The 15,428-nt window shown below is 68.0% G+C and carries 21 protein-coding genes; 14 read left to right on the forward strand and 7 right to left on the reverse strand.

From position 1 onward, the window contains the following. Positions 1 to 2 precede the first annotated feature (2 nt). Both hisB and hisH read left to right on the forward strand, forming a co-directional pair. The gene (gene hisB / locus ACQPW1_RS16435; protein ID WP_433663567.1) at positions 3 to 617 is read left to right on the forward strand and encodes an imidazoleglycerol-phosphate dehydratase HisB; all 615 of its coding nucleotides are present in this window, start codon (positions 3 to 5) and stop codon (positions 615 to 617) included. Continuing rightward, on the forward strand, positions 614 to 1,249 hold the full coding sequence (hisH, locus tag ACQPW1_RS16440) for an imidazole glycerol phosphate synthase subunit HisH (protein ID WP_433663568.1): 636 nt from the start codon (positions 614 to 616) through the stop codon (positions 1,247 to 1,249). The genes hisB and hisH overlap by 4 nt, the downstream gene beginning before the upstream one ends. A gap of 11 nt (positions 1,250 to 1,260) precedes the next feature. Here the strand turns inward: hisH and ACQPW1_RS16445 are convergent, their stop codons facing one another. Then, the gene (locus tag ACQPW1_RS16445) at positions 1,261 to 1,722 is read right to left on the reverse strand and encodes a hypothetical protein (protein ID WP_433663569.1); all 462 of its coding nucleotides are present in this window, start codon (positions 1,720 to 1,722) and stop codon (positions 1,261 to 1,263) included. A gap of 200 nt (positions 1,723 to 1,922) precedes the next feature. Here ACQPW1_RS16445 and ACQPW1_RS16450 point away from each other — a divergent pair, with 200 nt between their 5' ends. The 6 genes from ACQPW1_RS16450 to ACQPW1_RS16475 all read left to right on the forward strand — a co-directional run bounded on the left by ACQPW1_RS16450 (position 1,923) and on the right by ACQPW1_RS16475 (position 6,701). Next, complete coding sequence (locus ACQPW1_RS16450) at positions 1,923 to 2,429, forward strand: hypothetical protein (protein WP_433663570.1); 507 nt, start codon at positions 1,923 to 1,925, stop codon at positions 2,427 to 2,429. 153 nt (positions 2,430 to 2,582) lie between these two features. Next, the gene (locus tag ACQPW1_RS16455; RefSeq protein ID WP_433663571.1) at positions 2,583 to 3,023 is read left to right on the forward strand and encodes a MarR family winged helix-turn-helix transcriptional regulator; all 441 of its coding nucleotides are present in this window, start codon (positions 2,583 to 2,585) and stop codon (positions 3,021 to 3,023) included. A 139-nt stretch (positions 3,024 to 3,162) separates the two neighbouring features. Further along, positions 3,163 to 3,894: a bifunctional 1-(5-phosphoribosyl)-5-((5-phosphoribosylamino)methylideneamino)imidazole-4-carboxamide isomerase/phosphoribosylanthranilate isomerase PriA gene (gene priA / locus ACQPW1_RS16460; protein WP_433663572.1), complete on the forward strand. Its 732-nt coding sequence runs from the start codon at positions 3,163 to 3,165 to the stop codon at positions 3,892 to 3,894. After that, the gene (locus ACQPW1_RS16465) at positions 3,891 to 4,706 is read left to right on the forward strand and encodes an inositol monophosphatase family protein (RefSeq protein WP_433663573.1); all 816 of its coding nucleotides are present in this window, start codon (positions 3,891 to 3,893) and stop codon (positions 4,704 to 4,706) included. Before priA ends, ACQPW1_RS16465 begins: the two co-directional genes overlap by 4 nt. A gap of 4 nt (positions 4,707 to 4,710) precedes the next feature. Further along, entirely contained in the window at positions 4,711 to 5,484 is a 774-nt protein-coding gene (gene hisF, locus ACQPW1_RS16470; protein WP_433663574.1) for an imidazole glycerol phosphate synthase subunit HisF, read from the forward strand. Between the two features lie 278 nt (positions 5,485 to 5,762). Continuing rightward, positions 5,763 to 6,701, forward strand: a complete 939-nt coding sequence (locus ACQPW1_RS16475; RefSeq protein ID WP_433663575.1) for a TIGR03564 family F420-dependent LLM class oxidoreductase — start codon at positions 5,763 to 5,765, stop codon at positions 6,699 to 6,701. Positions 6,702 to 6,777: 76 nt separating this feature from the next. Here ACQPW1_RS16475 and ACQPW1_RS16480 read toward each other — a convergent pair whose 3' ends face one another. After that, entirely contained in the window at positions 6,778 to 7,098 is a 321-nt protein-coding gene (locus ACQPW1_RS16480) for a DMT family transporter (RefSeq protein ID WP_433663576.1), read from the reverse strand. Between the two features lie 35 nt (positions 7,099 to 7,133). Then, entirely contained in the window at positions 7,134 to 7,484 is a 351-nt protein-coding gene (locus ACQPW1_RS16485; RefSeq protein ID WP_433663577.1) for a DMT family transporter, read from the reverse strand. A gap of 74 nt (positions 7,485 to 7,558) precedes the next feature. On the opposite strand from ACQPW1_RS16485, the gene ACQPW1_RS16490 reads away from it, so the two are divergent. Both ACQPW1_RS16490 and hisI read left to right on the forward strand, forming a co-directional pair. Next, the gene (locus tag ACQPW1_RS16490; protein WP_433663578.1) at positions 7,559 to 7,975 is read left to right on the forward strand and encodes a MarR family winged helix-turn-helix transcriptional regulator; all 417 of its coding nucleotides are present in this window, start codon (positions 7,559 to 7,561) and stop codon (positions 7,973 to 7,975) included. A gap of 16 nt (positions 7,976 to 7,991) precedes the next feature. Beyond that, positions 7,992 to 8,369 (forward strand): phosphoribosyl-AMP cyclohydrolase, encoded by a 378-nt coding sequence (hisI, locus tag ACQPW1_RS16495; RefSeq protein ID WP_433663579.1) that lies wholly within the window; start codon positions 7,992 to 7,994, stop codon positions 8,367 to 8,369. On the opposite strand, the gene ACQPW1_RS16500 is transcribed toward hisI, so the two are convergent. The 4 genes from ACQPW1_RS16500 to ACQPW1_RS16515 all read right to left on the reverse strand — a co-directional run bounded on the left by ACQPW1_RS16500 (position 8,366) and on the right by ACQPW1_RS16515 (position 10,543). Beyond that, positions 8,366 to 8,809 (reverse strand): MarR family winged helix-turn-helix transcriptional regulator, encoded by a 444-nt coding sequence (locus ACQPW1_RS16500; protein ID WP_433663580.1) that lies wholly within the window; start codon positions 8,807 to 8,809, stop codon positions 8,366 to 8,368. The two genes, hisI and ACQPW1_RS16500, sit on opposite strands and share 4 nt — an antisense overlap. Positions 8,810 to 9,010: 201 nt before the next feature. Then, positions 9,011 to 9,592 carry a permease gene (locus tag ACQPW1_RS16505; RefSeq protein WP_433663581.1) on the reverse strand — a complete coding sequence of 194 codons (582 nt, stop codon included), beginning with the start codon at positions 9,590 to 9,592 and terminating at the stop codon, positions 9,011 to 9,013. Between the two features lie 85 nt (positions 9,593 to 9,677). Beyond that, complete coding sequence (locus tag ACQPW1_RS16510; protein WP_433663582.1) at positions 9,678 to 10,139, reverse strand: peroxiredoxin; 462 nt, start codon at positions 10,137 to 10,139, stop codon at positions 9,678 to 9,680. Positions 10,140 to 10,249: 110 nt separating this feature from the next. Further along, positions 10,250 to 10,543, reverse strand: a complete 294-nt coding sequence (locus ACQPW1_RS16515) for a hypothetical protein (protein WP_433663583.1) — start codon at positions 10,541 to 10,543, stop codon at positions 10,250 to 10,252. A 238-nt stretch (positions 10,544 to 10,781) separates the two neighbouring features. Between ACQPW1_RS16515 and ACQPW1_RS16520 the strand changes: the two genes are divergently transcribed. The 4 genes from ACQPW1_RS16520 (at position 10,782) to trpB (ending at position 15,427) form a co-directional block, all read left to right on the forward strand. Further along, positions 10,782 to 12,329: an anthranilate synthase component I gene (locus ACQPW1_RS16520; protein ID WP_433663584.1), complete on the forward strand. Its 1,548-nt coding sequence runs from the start codon at positions 10,782 to 10,784 to the stop codon at positions 12,327 to 12,329. Beyond that, a complete protein-coding gene (locus ACQPW1_RS16525) occupies positions 12,326 to 13,165 on the forward strand; it encodes a TIGR02234 family membrane protein (protein WP_433663585.1) in 840 nt (279 codons plus the stop codon). Before ACQPW1_RS16520 ends, ACQPW1_RS16525 begins: the two co-directional genes overlap by 4 nt. 184 nt (positions 13,166 to 13,349) lie before the next feature. Further along, a complete protein-coding gene (gene trpC / locus ACQPW1_RS16530) occupies positions 13,350 to 14,168 on the forward strand; it encodes an indole-3-glycerol phosphate synthase TrpC (RefSeq protein WP_357391335.1) in 819 nt (272 codons plus the stop codon). Next, positions 14,165 to 15,427 carry a tryptophan synthase subunit beta gene (gene trpB / locus ACQPW1_RS16535; RefSeq protein ID WP_433663586.1) on the forward strand — a complete coding sequence of 421 codons (1,263 nt, stop codon included), beginning with the start codon at positions 14,165 to 14,167 and terminating at the stop codon, positions 15,425 to 15,427. The genes trpC and trpB overlap by 4 nt, the downstream gene beginning before the upstream one ends. Position 15,428 lies beyond the last annotated feature (1 nt).

Consider the following 15,428-nt stretch of genomic DNA (forward strand, 5'->3'; position numbering starts at 1 on the left):
ACATGAATCGAACCGCGCGGGTGGAGCGCGTCACCAAGGAATCCAGCATCGTGGTCGAGCTGGACCTGGACGGCACCGGCAAGACCGAGATCGCCACGGGCGTCCCGTTCTACGATCACATGCTGACCGCGCTCGGCGCGCACGCCAGCTTCGACCTGACCGTGCGGGCCGAGGGCGACATCGAGATCGAGGCGCACCACACCGTCGAGGACACCGCGATCGTGTTCGGCCAGGCGCTGGGAAAGGCGTTGGGCGACAAGGTCGGTATCCGCCGGTTCGGTGACGCCTACATCCCGATGGACGAGACCCTGGCGCACGCCGCGGTCGACGTGTCCGGTCGGCCCTACTGCGTGCACACCGGCGAACCGGAGCACCTGCTGCACGCCGTGATCCCCGGATCCGGTCCTGGCGCACCGTATTCCACGGTGCTCAACCGCCACGTCTTCGAGTCGATCGCGTTGAACGCGCGCATCGCGCTGCACGTGCGCGTGCTCTACGGCCGCGATCAGCACCACGTCACCGAGGCCGAATTCAAAGCGGTGGCACGGGCTTTGCGTGCCGCGGTCGAACTCGACCCCCGAGTGCAGGGTGTTCCCTCGACGAAGGGGACGCTGTGACTTTGAAGTCTGTTGCCCTGCTCGATTACGGCTCAGGCAATCTGCACTCGGCCGAGCGCGCACTGGTGCGGGCGGGCGCGAAGGTCGAGGTGACCGCCGATCCGGCGATCGCATTGGCCGCCGACGGACTGGTCGTGCCCGGCGTCGGCGCCTATGCCGCCTGCATGGCTGGCCTGCGAAAGGTGCGGGGCGAGCGGATGATCGGCCAGCGCCTGGCCGGTGGTCGCCCGGTGCTCGGCATCTGCGTCGGCATGCAGATCCTGTTCGAGCGCGGCGTGGAATTCGGCGTAGAGACCGACGGCTGCGCGGAATGGCCCGGCGTCGTGGAACGCCTGTCCGCTCCGGTGCTGCCGCACATGGGGTGGAACACCGTGTCCGCGCCGCGCGACAGCGTGCTGTTCGCGGGCATGGACAAGGACACGCGCTTCTACTTCGTGCACTCCTACGCCGCGCAGACCTGGGATCTGCCGCCGGGTGAGCATTTCGCCAGCCCGAAGCTGACCTGGGCCGAGCACGGCGTGCCGTTCCTCGCCGCGGTGGAGAACGGGGCGCTGTCGGCGACCCAGTTCCACCCGGAGAAGTCCGGCGACGCCGGGGCTCAGCTGCTGCTCAACTGGGTGCAGGCGCTGTAACCCGAACGGCCCTACCTGGTTTCGGCCCGGTTGACCAGCCAGCGGCCGTTCACGTTCTCGACGGTGATCAGCAGCGACATCTTGTTGGTCTTCGGCATGCCGCCGGTGTCGTCGCTGGTCGTCGTCCGCACCACGTCGACGGTGACATCCGCGCGGGCCTCGTCGCCGGAGACGATCCGGCAATCCACCGAATCGACCGTCGCGCGGGTGTGACTCGCGGCGGCGTTCGCCTGGATGGTCGGCCGGGCCTCCTCGAACTCCGCCCGGAACATCCCGGTCGTGATGTCGAGCATCTTGCCGACGTGCTCGTCGAAGCGCGCGTAATCGTAAGTCCCCGCGACATTGCCGAAATCGCACCCCGCCAGCCGCGCCTCCTCGGGCGGCGCGGCCGCGGCCGGCTGCGCGGTGGCGAGCACCGCGGTGCAGGTGGCGGCCGAAATCAGGAGCACGGCAGGCAGGGTCGAACGCGACATACGAGATCCCTAGGGAGAGTGCGGAGTCGGCGAGCGGAGTGATCGCCGAGGCGAGACACTACCGGCGATTCCCCGGTCGCGGGGCGGCCCGCGGACTTGCCGGTATCCGGGTAGACCCTGACCTGTGCGCGCCGGATATGGGGGCCGTCACCGGATTCGCTTGCGGCCGCTCGGATCTACGGTCGATCCAGGAGGCCGCTATGAGGAGCGTCACAATCCCGTTGGTCGTGTTGTCCGGGTACGCCGTGGTCGCGTTCTTCGTGTTCGGCACGGCCGCGGCGGAGACATTGCTGTTGTATCCCAACATCTTTCGGGACATTCCGGAGTCGCTGGAGCTGACCGAGCGGTTCATGAGTGCGGTCGCCGTCGGTGATGTGATGCGTCCGCTCGGTGGTGTGCTGACGCTATGCGCGCTGATCGCGGCCGCGGTGTCGGTGCGCTATCGCGTCGGGCTGCGCTGGATGGGGCTGTCGCTGCTGTCGTTGGTGAGCGGGCAGTTCCTGCTGTCGATCCTCTACGAGTGGCCGCGGGCCACGATCCTGTTCGACGATCGCGACAAGCACACCCTCGCCGAGATCCAGCGTGCCGCAACGGAATTCCAGATAGGGGAGGGGTTCCGAATCCTGGCGGCGGCGCTGACCGCACTGTTCGCGGTGGCCGCCGCGGTGGCCTGCTACCGCCGCAGGGTGCTGGCGACGCTGTCCTGAAGCGGTCCGGGGCGGGTGCCGGTGGACCAGATCAGGATGGTCTCGACCCGGGGCAGTCGCCTCTGCCCGGCCGCCGGGATCTTGGCCGTGCAACGTTGGTAGCGCCAACGTCAACATATTGTGGGTGCGACCAACAAGAGTTAGATTGCTGCCATGGAGATCTCGCACGAGGGTGCTCCCGCCAGGCTGCGGGCGCTGCCCACCCGGCTGGTCAATCAAGTTGCCCTCGTCGCCAATCGGGCGACCGAGCGGGCGTTGAACGCCACCGGCTCGCGCCGCTACCACTACGCGCTGCTCGCCGCGCTCGGCGAGTTCGGTTCGATCAGCCAGGCCGACCTGGGTCGGCGCACCCGCATCGACCGCAGCGACATCGTCGCCACCGTCAACGAGCTGGCCGACCGCGGTTTCGTCGAGCGCAGTCCGGACCCCACTGACCGCAGGCGCAAGATCGTCACCATCACCGATGCGGGCTCGGCACATCTCGCCGAGCTGGACGAGCGACTGGCCGGTGCCCAGGACGAGCTGCTGGCCGGTCTCAACGCCGCGGAACGTGCTGAGCTCGTCCGACTACTCACGCGCATCCTCGATCGGTGATCCAGCTCCTATATGCGCAGGCCGGAGACTGGGGGAGTGGAGCTAACAACTAGGGTGGTCGCGTGAGTGAGCGCAGCGAACGAACCATCAACACAGCGTCAAAGACGACGACGGAGCCGAGCGCCAGCGAGGCGCAGTCGTGAGTCTTGTGCTGCTACCCGCCGTCGATGTTGCCAATGGAGAGGCCGTGCGCCTCGTGCAGGGGGAGGCCGGTAGCGAAACCAACTACGGCTCGCCGCGCGACGCCGCCCTGGAATGGCAGCGCGCGGGCGCGGAGTGGGTGCATCTGGTCGATCTCGACGCGGCGTTCGGTCGTGGCTCGAATCGTGAACTGCTGGCCGGGGTTGTCGGCGAGCTCGACGTCAAGGTGGAGCTGTCCGGCGGCATCCGCGACGACGAGACCCTGGAGGCCGCACTGGCCACCGGCTGCGCCCGGGTGAACCTCGGCACCGCCGCGCTGGAGGATCCGGTGTGGTGCGCCAAGGCGCTCGCCAAGTACGGCGAACGCGTCGCGGTCGGCCTGGACGTGCGCATCATCGACGGCGAATACCGGCTGCGCGGCCGTGGCTGGGTCAGCGACGGCGGCGATCTCTGGGAGGTGCTGGAGCGTCTCGAGCGCGACGGCTGCTCCCGCTACGTGGTCACCGACGTGACCAAGGACGGCACGCTGACCGGTCCCAACCTGGACCTGCTGCGCGAGGTGAGCAACGCCACCGACGCGCCGGTGATCGCCTCCGGCGGCGTCTCCACCATCGCGGACCTGGTCGCGATCGCCGAGCTGGTGCCGGACGGTGTCGAGGGTTCGATCGTCGGCAAGGCGCTCTACGCGGGCCGGTTCACGCTGCCCGAGGCGCTGGCCGCGGTGAGATGAGCCCGGACCTAACGGCTCTGCTCGCGGCCGCCCGCGAGATCCTGGATTCGGTCACCTCGCGCTTCATCGAGGGGGTCGGTGCGCCCAGCGCGGTGACCAAGGGCCGCAACGACTTCGCCACCGAGCTGGACCTGGAGCTGGAGCGCACCATCTCCGCCCAGTTGGAGCAGCGCACCGGAATCAAGGTGCACGGTGAGGAATTCGGCGGACCGCAGCTCGTCTCGGGTACCGCTTGGGTGCTCGATCCGATCGACGGAACCTTCAATTACTCGTCCGGACACCCGCTTTCGGGCATGCTGCTCGCGCTGGTGCACGAGGGCGAGCCGGTGCTCGGCCTGACCTGGCTGCCGCTGCTCGGGCAGCGGTACGCCGCGATCGAGGGTGGGCCCGTCCTGCTGAACGGCCAACCGCTGCCGCCGTTGCCGCACGGGAAGCTAGCCGAGGCGATGATCGGGTTCGGCGCGTTCAACGTCGACGCGCAGGGACGGATCCCCGGGCAGTTCCGCTTCGATCTGCTCGGCCCGCTCAGCAGGCTCTCCTCCCGCGTGCGGATGCACGGATCCACCGGTATCGACCTGGCGTTCACCGCGTCCGGAGTGCTCGGCGGGGCCATCGTGTTCGGCCACCATCCCTGGGACAACGCCGCGGGCGTTGCGCTGATCCGCGCCGCGGGCGGCGTGGTCACCGACCTGGCCGGCGCGCCGTGGACCATCACCTCGGGCTCGGTGCTGGCCGCCGCGCCGGGCGTGCACGAGGAACTGCTCGAAATGATCTGCACGGTGGCCGATCCGGCGACCGCGGACGAAGGGTGAGGCAATGACGTTGGCGGTACGCGTTATTCCGTGTCTGGATGTCGACGCGGGCCGGGTGGTCAAGGGCGTGAACTTCGAAAACCTGCGTGACGCAGGCGATCCCGTCGAACTGGCGGCGACCTACGACGCGCAGGGCGCCGACGAGCTGACCTTCCTGGATGTCACCGCCTCCACCGGTGATCGCGGCACCATGATCGACGTGGTCACCCGCACCGCCGAGCAGATCTTCATCCCGCTCACCGTTGGCGGCGGGGTGCGCACCGTCGAGGACGTCGACCGGCTGCTGCGCGCGGGCGCCGACAAGGTCTCGGTCAACACCGCCGCCATCGCGCGGCCCGAGGTGCTGCGCGAGATGTCGGAGCGGTTCGGCTCGCAGTGCATCGTGCTGTCGGTGGACGCGCGCACCGTTCCCGCCGGTCAGCCTGCCACGCCCTCCGGCTGGGAGGTCACCACGCACGGCGGCAAACGCGGCACCGGCCTCGACGCCGTCGAATGGGCAACGCGCGGAGCCGAATTGGGCGTCGGCGAGATCTTGCTCAACTCGATGGACGCCGACGGCACCAAGGCGGGCTTCGACCTCCGGATGATCCGCGCCGTCCGCGCGGCCGTCTCGGTCCCGGTCATCGCCAGCGGTGGAGCGGGCGCCGTCGAACACTTCGCCCCCGCCGTGCAGGCAGGCGCCGACGCGGTCCTGGCCGCCAGCGTCTTCCACTTCGGCGACCTCACCATCGGCCAGGTGAAAGACTCGATGCGCGCCGAGCACATCGTCGTCCGCTAGTCCCCGCGCATCAGTTCGCCCGCCGCGCACGAATTCGCCAACAGTTTCGTGCGCGGCCCGAGAATGTGCGCGCGGCGTGGATTGTCCGCCGCGATCGCCACGCCGCGCACATCGTGGTCTGCCGCGCATCAGTTCGCTCGCCGCGCATCAGTTCGCTCGCCGCGCACGGATTCGCCAGCGATTTGGTGCGCGGCCCGAGGAAGTCTGCGCGGCCGGCTGGCTCGGCGGGAATCGGCCGTGGCGGAATCCGACTCGCGCGGATCGGTGTTGCAGCGGGAATGAGCATCGGTATTGCGCTGTCTCCGTTCACTCTCGACACGACCGACAACGCGGTGGATGCCGCTGTTGCCGTGGGGAAGCAGGTTGCTGCGGCGGGGTTGAGCTCGCTGTGGTTCGGGCAGACGTTCAGCCAGGACAGCATCGTGTTGTCCGCGGTGGTCGGGCGGGAGGTGCCCGAGCTGGAGTTGGGGACCTCGGCGATACCGATCTCGGCGCGACATCCGCTGTTGATCGCCAGTCAGGCGCAGACCGCGCAGGCGGCGACGCAAGGCCGGTTCACGCTGGGCCTCGCGCTCGGTACCGAGGCGTTCACCGAGCCGGTCTACGGCGTCTCGTTCGATCGGCCGATCGCTCGGCTGCGTGAGTTCTTGACCGCGCTGCACGAGGTATTCGATACCGGCACCGTCGATTTCCACGGCGAGACGCTCACCGCGGTCGCACCGCTGACCGCCGCGGTCGCGGGTGCGAAGCCCGCGGTGCCGATCCTGGTCGCCGCGATGGGCCCGCAGGCACTGCGCGTCACCGGCGAATTCGCCGACGGCACACTGCCTTTCCTGGTCGGCCCGAAGGCGCTGGCCGAAACGATCGTGGCGCCCATCACCAAAGCCGCTGAGCGAGCGGGCCGTCCGGCGCCGCGCATCGTCGCGATGGTCCCCGGTGTCGTCACGGCCGATATCGATGGCGCTCGCGCGGCGGCCGAGCAGTCGACCGCCTTCTACAACGACATCCCCTCCTATCAGCGAATCATCGAGCTCTCCGGCGCATCTCGCGCCGCCGACCTGGTCGTCATCGGCGATGAGCAAACCATCGCCGCCCGCGTCGCCGAGTACTTCGACGCGGGCGCCACCGATGTCGTCTTCGCCCAAACCGATCTGACGACCCCCGCCGACGAACTGCGCACCTGGCAACTACTCGGCGAACTCAACCGCGCCGCTTAGCAATACGAAAACGACCCGCTCGGCCATTCGGCCGAGCGAGTCGTCGCGTGCGGAAAGTGCGTCGGGCGGCCGTGTTTCAGGCCCCTGCGGCCACCTTCAGCAGTATCGCGCCCGCGATGATCGCGGCGAACGACGCGATCTTGGGCAGGGTGATCTTCTCGTGGTAGACGAGGGCGCCGAGGATGACGGTGCCGATGGCCCCGACACCGGTCCAAATGGTGTATCCGACACCGACATCCAGGGTGCGCAGCGCCAGGCTCAGGGTGAAGATGCCACCCGCGGCGGCGAGCAGGGTGAAGACGGACGGCCACAGTTTGGTGAAGCCGTTGGTCGCGTTGGTGCCGAGCGCGAACGCGATCTCGAAGACGATGGCGATGCCGAGGAAGAACCAGGCCATGACGAAAACTCCTGTTCAAGTGGTGAAGTGGGGGATCAGGCGGCGACCGGTGTCGCCGCGTGGTTCGCGAGCGTGTCGGCCAGCTTGAGCCCGAGTACGCCGCCGATGATCAGCACGAACGCGAGCACCTTCCAGACGTTGAGCGTCTCGTGGAAGATCACCGTGCCGAGGGTGACGGTGCCGACCGAGCCGATGCCGGTCCACACCGTGTAGCCCACCCCGACGTCGAGGGTGCGCAGTGCCAGGCTGAGGAAGAAGATGCCGCCCGCCGCGGCGGCCGCGGTCAGCAGTGACGGGCCGAGCACGGTGAATCCGTGCGTGGCGTTGGTCGCGAGCGCGAAGACCACTTCGAAAACCGCCGCGATCATCAGGTAGATCCAGGCCATGATGTACAGCTCCTTTAGTTGTATGTATATGCAACTATCTTGCGTGTGGAGAAGTATGCATGTACAAATAAACGATGTCAAACAGTGTGCATGACGAGCAGATGTGGAACCGGTTGATCGCCCTGCACGCCCAGGTGGAGGGTCGATTGGCGGCGGCGGTACAGCGCGGGTACGGCCTCGGCCTCTCCGAGTTCCGGGCGCTCGGCTTCCTGGCCGAGGCGCCCGACGGCGAGCTGCGGATGCAGGACCTGTCCGCACGGCTCGGTCTGAATCAGAGCTCGGTGACCAGGCTGGTCGGCAGGCTCGACGCGGCAGGCCTGGCCTACCGTGATCTGTGTCCCGATGATCGGCGCGGCGTCTACACGGTGATCACCGACAAGGGCCGCGAGCGACACCGCGCCGCCAGTGACTCCTACCGCGACGCACTCGCCGCCGCACTCGACGAATCCGACGACGACACCGTGGCCGCCCTGCGTCGCGCCCATGTCTGACTGTTATAACGGTGCTATGACTCTCGACCCCGCCATCGCCTCCCGGCTCAAGCGCAACGATGCCGGTCTGGTCGCCGCCGTCGCGCAGGAACGCGGCACCGGCGACGTGTTGATGGTCGCGTGGATGGATGACGAGGCACTGGCCCGCACGCTGGAAACGCGTAAGGCGACGTACTTTTCGCGTTCGCGTCAGCAGTACTGGGTGAAGGGGGAGACCTCCGGTCACACGCAGTACGTGCACGAGGTCCGCCTCGACTGCGACGGCGACACCATCCTGCTGGTCGTCGATCAAGAGGGCGCGGCCTGCCACACCGGCACGCATACCTGTTTCGACTCGGATGTCCTGCTGGCCGATAGCCCTGAGCGGATTGTGCCGTCGGGCGGTATCGCCTAGGCCTCGGAAGAGGGCCGATCTTCCTGATCTGTCCCACTGGTTCGACTCAACGCGTCGGTGAGATGGTCGGCGAGGAGCTCGCTCAGCTCCGCCAGTTGGGCTGTCTGCTCGGGCTCCAATCCGTCGAATACCAAGCGGCGCACCGCATCCAGGTATCCGGGGGCCGCCTCGATGACTTTGTGGTAGCCGTCGTCTGTCAGTACGGCTTGGACGCCACGCCGCCCGGCGGTAGCCGAGCGCTCCGCCCAGCCCATCCGCTCCAGCTTCGACACGACGTGCGAAAGCCGTGATAGCGATGCATTTGCCTTGTGGGCGAGGTCACTCATCTGCAATCGGTGACCCGGTTCTTCGGAAAGAAGGGTTAAAACCCAATACTCGAAATGGGTGACCCCGGATTCGCGCTGTAGCTGGGTATCCAAAGCGCCTGGTAGGCGGGTCATCAACGCGACAATCGCGCGCCAAGCTCGTTGTTCTACGGGGTCGAGCCACTTCGTCACTGTGTGCCTTCTTTCAAGCCAAGTGACGTGGTTTTGTTAGGTAGCCTACCGATTATTGAAAAGCATGTTCACTGTCACCCGTGACTCTGAGTTTGCCACGACTTCGCTCGCTCGTCATGCAGTTGTTCAGTAGCGTGAGTTCACTCACAAACCGTCTGGGCGGGTCATGGCTGCATCCGTGGTGGCAGCGGGCGGAGTTTGCGTGCTGCGCTGCTTCGGATGCCTGCGCCGCCACCACCGCACGACGACCAGCGCCAGCGCCGCGAGCCAGATCGCGGCGGCGACGATCGCGCCGACCATTGTGGCGCCGCGGAAGGCGGGTGCGTCGACATCGAGGATCCGCTCTCCGGCATGGGCGGCATTGCTGCCGCCGAGCACGATGGTCAGCGTCATCAGATTGGGAATCGCGACCAGCACGGCGATGACGACCGCAGCGCCGGCCATGAACCGGCCGCCCCGGCGCCGCCACACCCGCAACGCGAACAGCAGCAGGAACAACGGGATCACCGTGCACACGCCGCCGAAGACCAGACCCCAGCCGATGCCCTTGGCGAAGCTGCCGTTGACCATCTCCGCGATCCGCTGCGCCCACCAGCGTGGGATGAACGCGGACAGAATGAAGTAGGCGATGAACAGCAGGGCAAGCACCGCCAGCCCGCCGATGATCCAGGTCTTCCAGGCGAGCCTGGTCGATTTCTGCTCCAGCTGTCCGTCAGTCGCAGTCATGAGCCCAGGGTAAGCCGGGTGTGCGGCGGAAACGTGGTGATCGCCCCGGCGTTTCCGGTACGGCCGTCTCGGGTCCGGCCCGGAACTACTTCGCGCGCTCGCGCAGGAACTTCAGCGCCTCGTCCGCGTGCACGTTGGCACGCAACTCGCCGGTGATGATCTTGCTGACGGTGCGGTCCTGGTTGATGACGAAGGTCTGTCGCTTGACCGGCGCCAGCTTGCCGAGCAGCCCGCGCTTGACGCCGAACTGCGCGGCGACGGTGCCGTCGCGGTCGGAGAGCAGCGGATAACCGAGTCCCTGCTTGTCGGCGAAACCGGCTTGGGTGTCGACGCCGTCGGCGCTGATGCCGACGCAGGAGGCGCCGACCGCGGCGAAGTCGGCGGCCAGGTCACGGAAGTGGCAGGCCTCCGCCGTGCACACCGGGGTGTTCGCGCCGGGATAGAAGAAGAGGACCAGCGGACCGTTCGCGAGCAACGCGTCGAGCGAACGGGGCGTGCCGGTTTGGTCGGGGAGCTCGAACTGGGGAGCGAGCTGTCCTGTCTGCATAGAAAGGGACAGTACCGGGCACATGTCGCACCCGGTACCGGTCCGTTCCGGCCTAATGGCGAACATCCGCCTGCCGGGTCGAGCCTGCAGGCGGACTACGCGGCTACGTCCTATATGCCGATCAGTGCCGCGACTTCGGGGTTCTTGATCTGCATGACGTCGAGAATGCCGTGCGCGCGCAGGAACGGCTTGAGTTCCTTGATGCGGTCGGCGTGCGTGGCGTATTCGTCCGGGAAGTGGCTCTTGTCCAGGGATTCGAGTGCCTTCGCGTAGGTGACGAAGGTGGCTAGTGCGTTCGGGGCACCCTGTTGGCCTGCCTTCGACTGCAGACCGACCATCCGTGGAGCCTGGCTCGGCGCACTGCCCGGGGCAGCGTGCCTGCCCTCCGGTTGCGAGGGGTACATCAGTTGTCTCCTCTCGATCATGGATACCGCGTGCGAGATGGAACGGAGCGAGTGTAGAGACGCCCGTCACAGGCCTGGCGAGGGCATGAGAACCGGGCGGTCGTGTTTGTGGCTGGTGTTACTTGGCCGCGAACGGCGCTCGCAGAACTCGCACTGTGGTGGTCGAGCATGATCGACGCGTGAGATGCCTTCAGGGTGCGCCGACGAGGTTGTCGGACAGACCTGGGAGGATGTGACCATGCAAGGCGCGTCGACCCCCACCACCACGACCCGTGCACAGTTCCATCAGCTGGCCGCGGAACATCGAGTAGTACCGGTGATCCGAAAGGTGTTGGCGGACTCCGAAACTCCGCTCTCCGCCTACCGCAAGCTGGCCGATGACCGAGCGGGAACGTTCCTGTTCGAGTCGGCGGAGAACGGACGATCGTGGTCGCGGTGGTCGTTCATCGGCGCGGGCAGTCCGTCGGCGTTGACGGTGGTCGACGGCGAAGCGGCCTGGTTGGGCAACATTCCGGTCGATGCCCCCTCGGGCGGTGATCCGCTGCTCGCGCTGCGCGAAACCCTCGAACTGCTGAAGACCGAGCGACTGCCCGGCCTGCCGCCGCTCACCGGCGGCATGGTCGGCTACCTCGGCTACGACGCGGTGCGCCGGATCGAACGACTGCCCAACCTGGCACTCGACGATCTGCAACTGCCCGAGATGGTGCTGCTGCTGGCCACCGACCTCGCCGCGTTCGACCACCACGAGGGCGCGATCACGTTGATCGCCAACGCCGTCAACTGGAACGGCACCGCCGACCGGGTCGACGAGGCGTACGACGACGCGGTCGCCCGGCTGGACCGGATGACCGAGGCGCTCGCCGCCCCCGCCGCGTCCACGGTGTCGGTCTTCGATCGGCCCGAGCCGGAATTCGTGCGTCGCCGCACCACCGAGGAGTTCGGCGCCGGGGTGCGCCGCCTGGTCAAGGAGATCGAGGCGGGCGAGGCGTTCCAGGTGGTGCTCTCGCAGCGCTTCGAAATGGACTACGACGGCGCGCCGCTGGACCTGTATCGGATGTTGCGCGCGTCGAACCCGAGCCCGTACATGTACCTGCTGCACGTCCCCGACGGCGACGGCGGCACCGCGTTCTCCATCGTCGGCTCGAGCCCGGAATCGCTGGTCACCGTGAAAGACGGGGTGGCGACGACACATCCGATCGCGGGCACCCGCTGGCGCGGCGCCACCGAAGAGGACGACCTGCTGCTGGAGAAGGATCTGCTCGCCGACGAGAAGGAAAACGCCGAGCACCTGATGCTCGTCGACCTCGGCCGCAACGACATCGGGCGGGTCTGTCAGCCGGGCACGGTGCGGGTCACCGAGTACCGGCACATCGAGCGCTACAGCCATGTGATGCACCTGGTTTCGACGGTGTCGGGTCGGCTCGCCGCGGGCAAGATCGCGCTCGACGCGGTTCGTGCCTGTTTCCCGGCGGGCACACTGTCGGGTGCGCCGAAGGTGCGCGCGATGGAGCTCATCGAGGAACTCGAGCCCACCCGCCGCGGCGTCTATGGCGGCGTCGTCGGTTATCTCGACTTCGCCGGTGACGCGGACACCGCGATCGCCATCCGCACCGCGTTGCTGAAAGACGGCACCGCCTACGTCCAGGCGGGCGCGGGCATCGTCGCCGACTCGGAAGCCGAGTACGAAGACGTCGAAGCCCGCAACAAGGCGATGGCGGTGCTCAAGGCGATCGCGGCGGCGAAGACGGTGCGCGCGTACGGCGCGGCGAATGGCGACGACGCATGACGGCAAGGTCCAGCGACGGCGCCGACGCCGGGACCGAGTCGGGAGACACGTCGGATTCCGGCGTCGGCCGGAATGCCGGGGCGGTTCCCGATCCCGACCTCGTCACTCCGGAGACCGCGCCCACCGAGACAGCTGAATCCGCTGCACCGCGGCGCAAGTCCCCGGTAGGCGCCCTCGTCCTGCTGGCCATCGCGGCCGCAGCGCTGTGGGGCTCCTCGCGGATGACCTGGGTGACGGTCACCTCCTCCGACGGCCTCACGGAACCACGTACCGACCACCTCAACGGCGGCGTCTGGTTCGGCGCGCTGACCCCGCTGGCCCTGGTGCTGCTCGCGTCCATCGCGGCCGTGCTGGCCACCCGAGGCTGGTTACGCCGCACCCTCGGCGTGCTCCTTGCCCTGGTCGCCGCCGTAGCCGCGGTACCGGCCTTCGCCCTGCTCACCAACTCCGGCAAGATCGCCGAACGCGCCGCGAAGCTGGCCGAGCTACCCCTCCGGGCACAGGTGGGGGAGGCGACGACATCGGTGTTCCCAGCCGTACTCGCCCTACTCGGCGCACTCGCGGCGTTCGCGGCGGGCGGATTGCTCGCACGGATGCCGCAGGACACCGCCCGCATGTCCGGCAAGTACGACAACCCGGTGTCCCGCCGCGCCGCCGCCACCGAGCAGGTGACCCAGCAGCGCAACGAGTCCGCAGAGCCGGGCTCGACCCAGCTCTCCGAACGCGTGCTGTGGGACGCGTTGGACGCGGGCACCGACCCGACCGAGGACGCCGTGAACTCCGGTGGGCGACCCAACGATCCGGACGCCGACGAGGCGGGCGGACGCGTCCGCTGAGTGATCCGCGCATGGGTGACTGTGGCGGTGCACACCTTGCGCACGGACTGGTTGCCTGGTCCACAACATGCCCCGGCGCAAACGCGGCCGGTACGGCCATTTATTCTTTGTCAGCATCGGTGAGACAGCGCCTGGGGAGATTCTCAGGCAGCAAGTCCGTCTCCCCAGAAAGGATTCGAGCCAGATGACGGTACTCGACTCGATTCTCGACGGGGTCCGCGCGGATGTGGCCGCGCGGGAAGCCCTCCTCGATTTCCAGGCGATCAAGGCGGCCGCCGCGGCGGCCAACAGCCCGCTCGACGCGCGTGCGGCCCTCCTCGAAGACGGCATCGGCGTCATCGCCGAGGTGAAGCGGGCCAGCCCCTCCAAGGGCGAACTCGCCGACATCCCCGACCCGGCCAGTCTGGCCAAGTCGTACGAGGACGGCGGCGCCCGGATCATCAGCGTGCTGACCGAAGGCCGCCGCTTCCACGGGTCGTTAGAAGACCTGGACGCGGTCCGCGCCACCGTGAGTATCCCGATCCTGCGCAAGGACTTCGTCGTCGGGCCGTACCAGATCCACGAGGCCCGCGCGCACGGCGCCGACGTGATCCTGCTGATCGTCGCGGCGCTGGAGCAGGACGTGCTGTCCTCGCTGATCGACCGCACCGAATCGCTCGGCATGACCGCGCTCGTCGAGGTGCACACCGAGGAAGAGGCCGACCGCGCGCTCGAGGCAGGCGCCTCGGTGATCGGCGTGAACGCCCGCAACCTCAAGACTCTCGAGGTCGATCGGGACGTGTTCGCCCGGATCGCGCCCGGCCTGCCCACCGAGGTCATCCGGATCGCCGAATCCGGCATCCGCGGTACCGCCGACCTGCTGGCCTATGCCGGCGCGGGCGCGGACGCCGTGCTCGTCGGCGAGGGTCTGGTCACCAGTGGTGATCCGCGCGCGGCCGTGTCCGAGCTGGTCACCGCAGGAACCCACCCGTCCTGCCCGAAGCCGGCGCGACGGGGCCGGTGACCGGAGTGACGGAACTACCCAAGGCCAGCGAAGGCGTCGCGCACCGCAGCAAGCACGAGCCGGACACCGGCGGCCACTTCGGCGTCTACGGCGGCAGGCACGTGCCGGAAGCGCTGATGGCGGTCATCGAAGACGTCACCGCGATGTACGAGAAGTCCCGGCTCGACCCGGACTTCCTCAACGAGCTCGACCGACTGCAGCGTGACTACACCGGGCGTCCGTCGCCGGTGTTCGAATGCACCAGGATCGCCGAGCACGCGGGTGGCGCGCGCATCCTGCTCAAGCGAGAAGACCTGAACCACACCGGTTCTCACAAGATCAACAACGTGCTCGGCCAGGCCCTGCTCGCCAAGCGCATGGGCAAGACCCGAGTCATCGCGGAGACCGGCGCCGGACAGCACGGCGTCGCCACCGCCACCGCGTGCGCGCTGCTCGGCCTGGACTGTGTCATCTACATGGGCGCCGTCGACACCGCGCGCCAGGCACTCAACGTGGCCAGGATGCGGCTGCTCGGCGCCGAGGTGATCTCGGTGACCACCGGCTCGCAGACGCTCAAGGACGCGATCAACGAAGCGCTGCGCGACTGGGTCAGCAACGCCGACGACACCTACTACTGCTTCGGCACCGCCGCGGGCCCGCACCCGTTCCCCATGCTGGTGCGCGACTTCCAGCGCGTCATCGGCCTGGAAGCCCGGGTGCAGGTGCAGGAATCGACCGGCAAGCTGCCCGACGCCGTCGTGGCCTGCGTCGGCGGCGGTTCCAACGCCATCGGCATCTTCCACGCCTTCCTCGACGACCCCGACGTCCGGCTGATCGGCTACGAAGCGGCCGGTGACGGCGTCGAAACCGGCAGGCACGCCGCCACTTTCACCGGCGGCACGCCCGGCGCGTTCCAGGGCGCCTACTCGTACCTGCTGCAGGACGAGGACGGCCAGACCATCGAGTCGCACTCCATCTCGGCCGGTCTGGACTACCCGGGCGTCGGCCCCGAGCACGCGCTGCTCAAGGACATCGGCCGCGCGGAATACCGCCCGATCACCGACACCGAGGCGATGGACGCGCTGCTGCTGCTGAGCCGCCGCGAGGGCATCATCCCCGCGATCGAGTCGGCCCACGCGGTAGCGGGCGCGCTGCAACTGGGTAAGGAACTCGGCCCCGGCGCGATCATCCTGGTGAACCTGTCCGGCCGCGGTGACAAGGACATGGATACGGCGGCGCGCTGGTTCGGGCTGTTCGATGAAGGAGCAGTGCAGTCGTGAG

This window comes from Nocardia sp. CA-128927 (assembly GCF_050955855.1).
In the GTDB taxonomy this organism is placed as follows: Bacteria; Actinomycetota; Actinomycetes; order Mycobacteriales; family Mycobacteriaceae; genus Nocardia.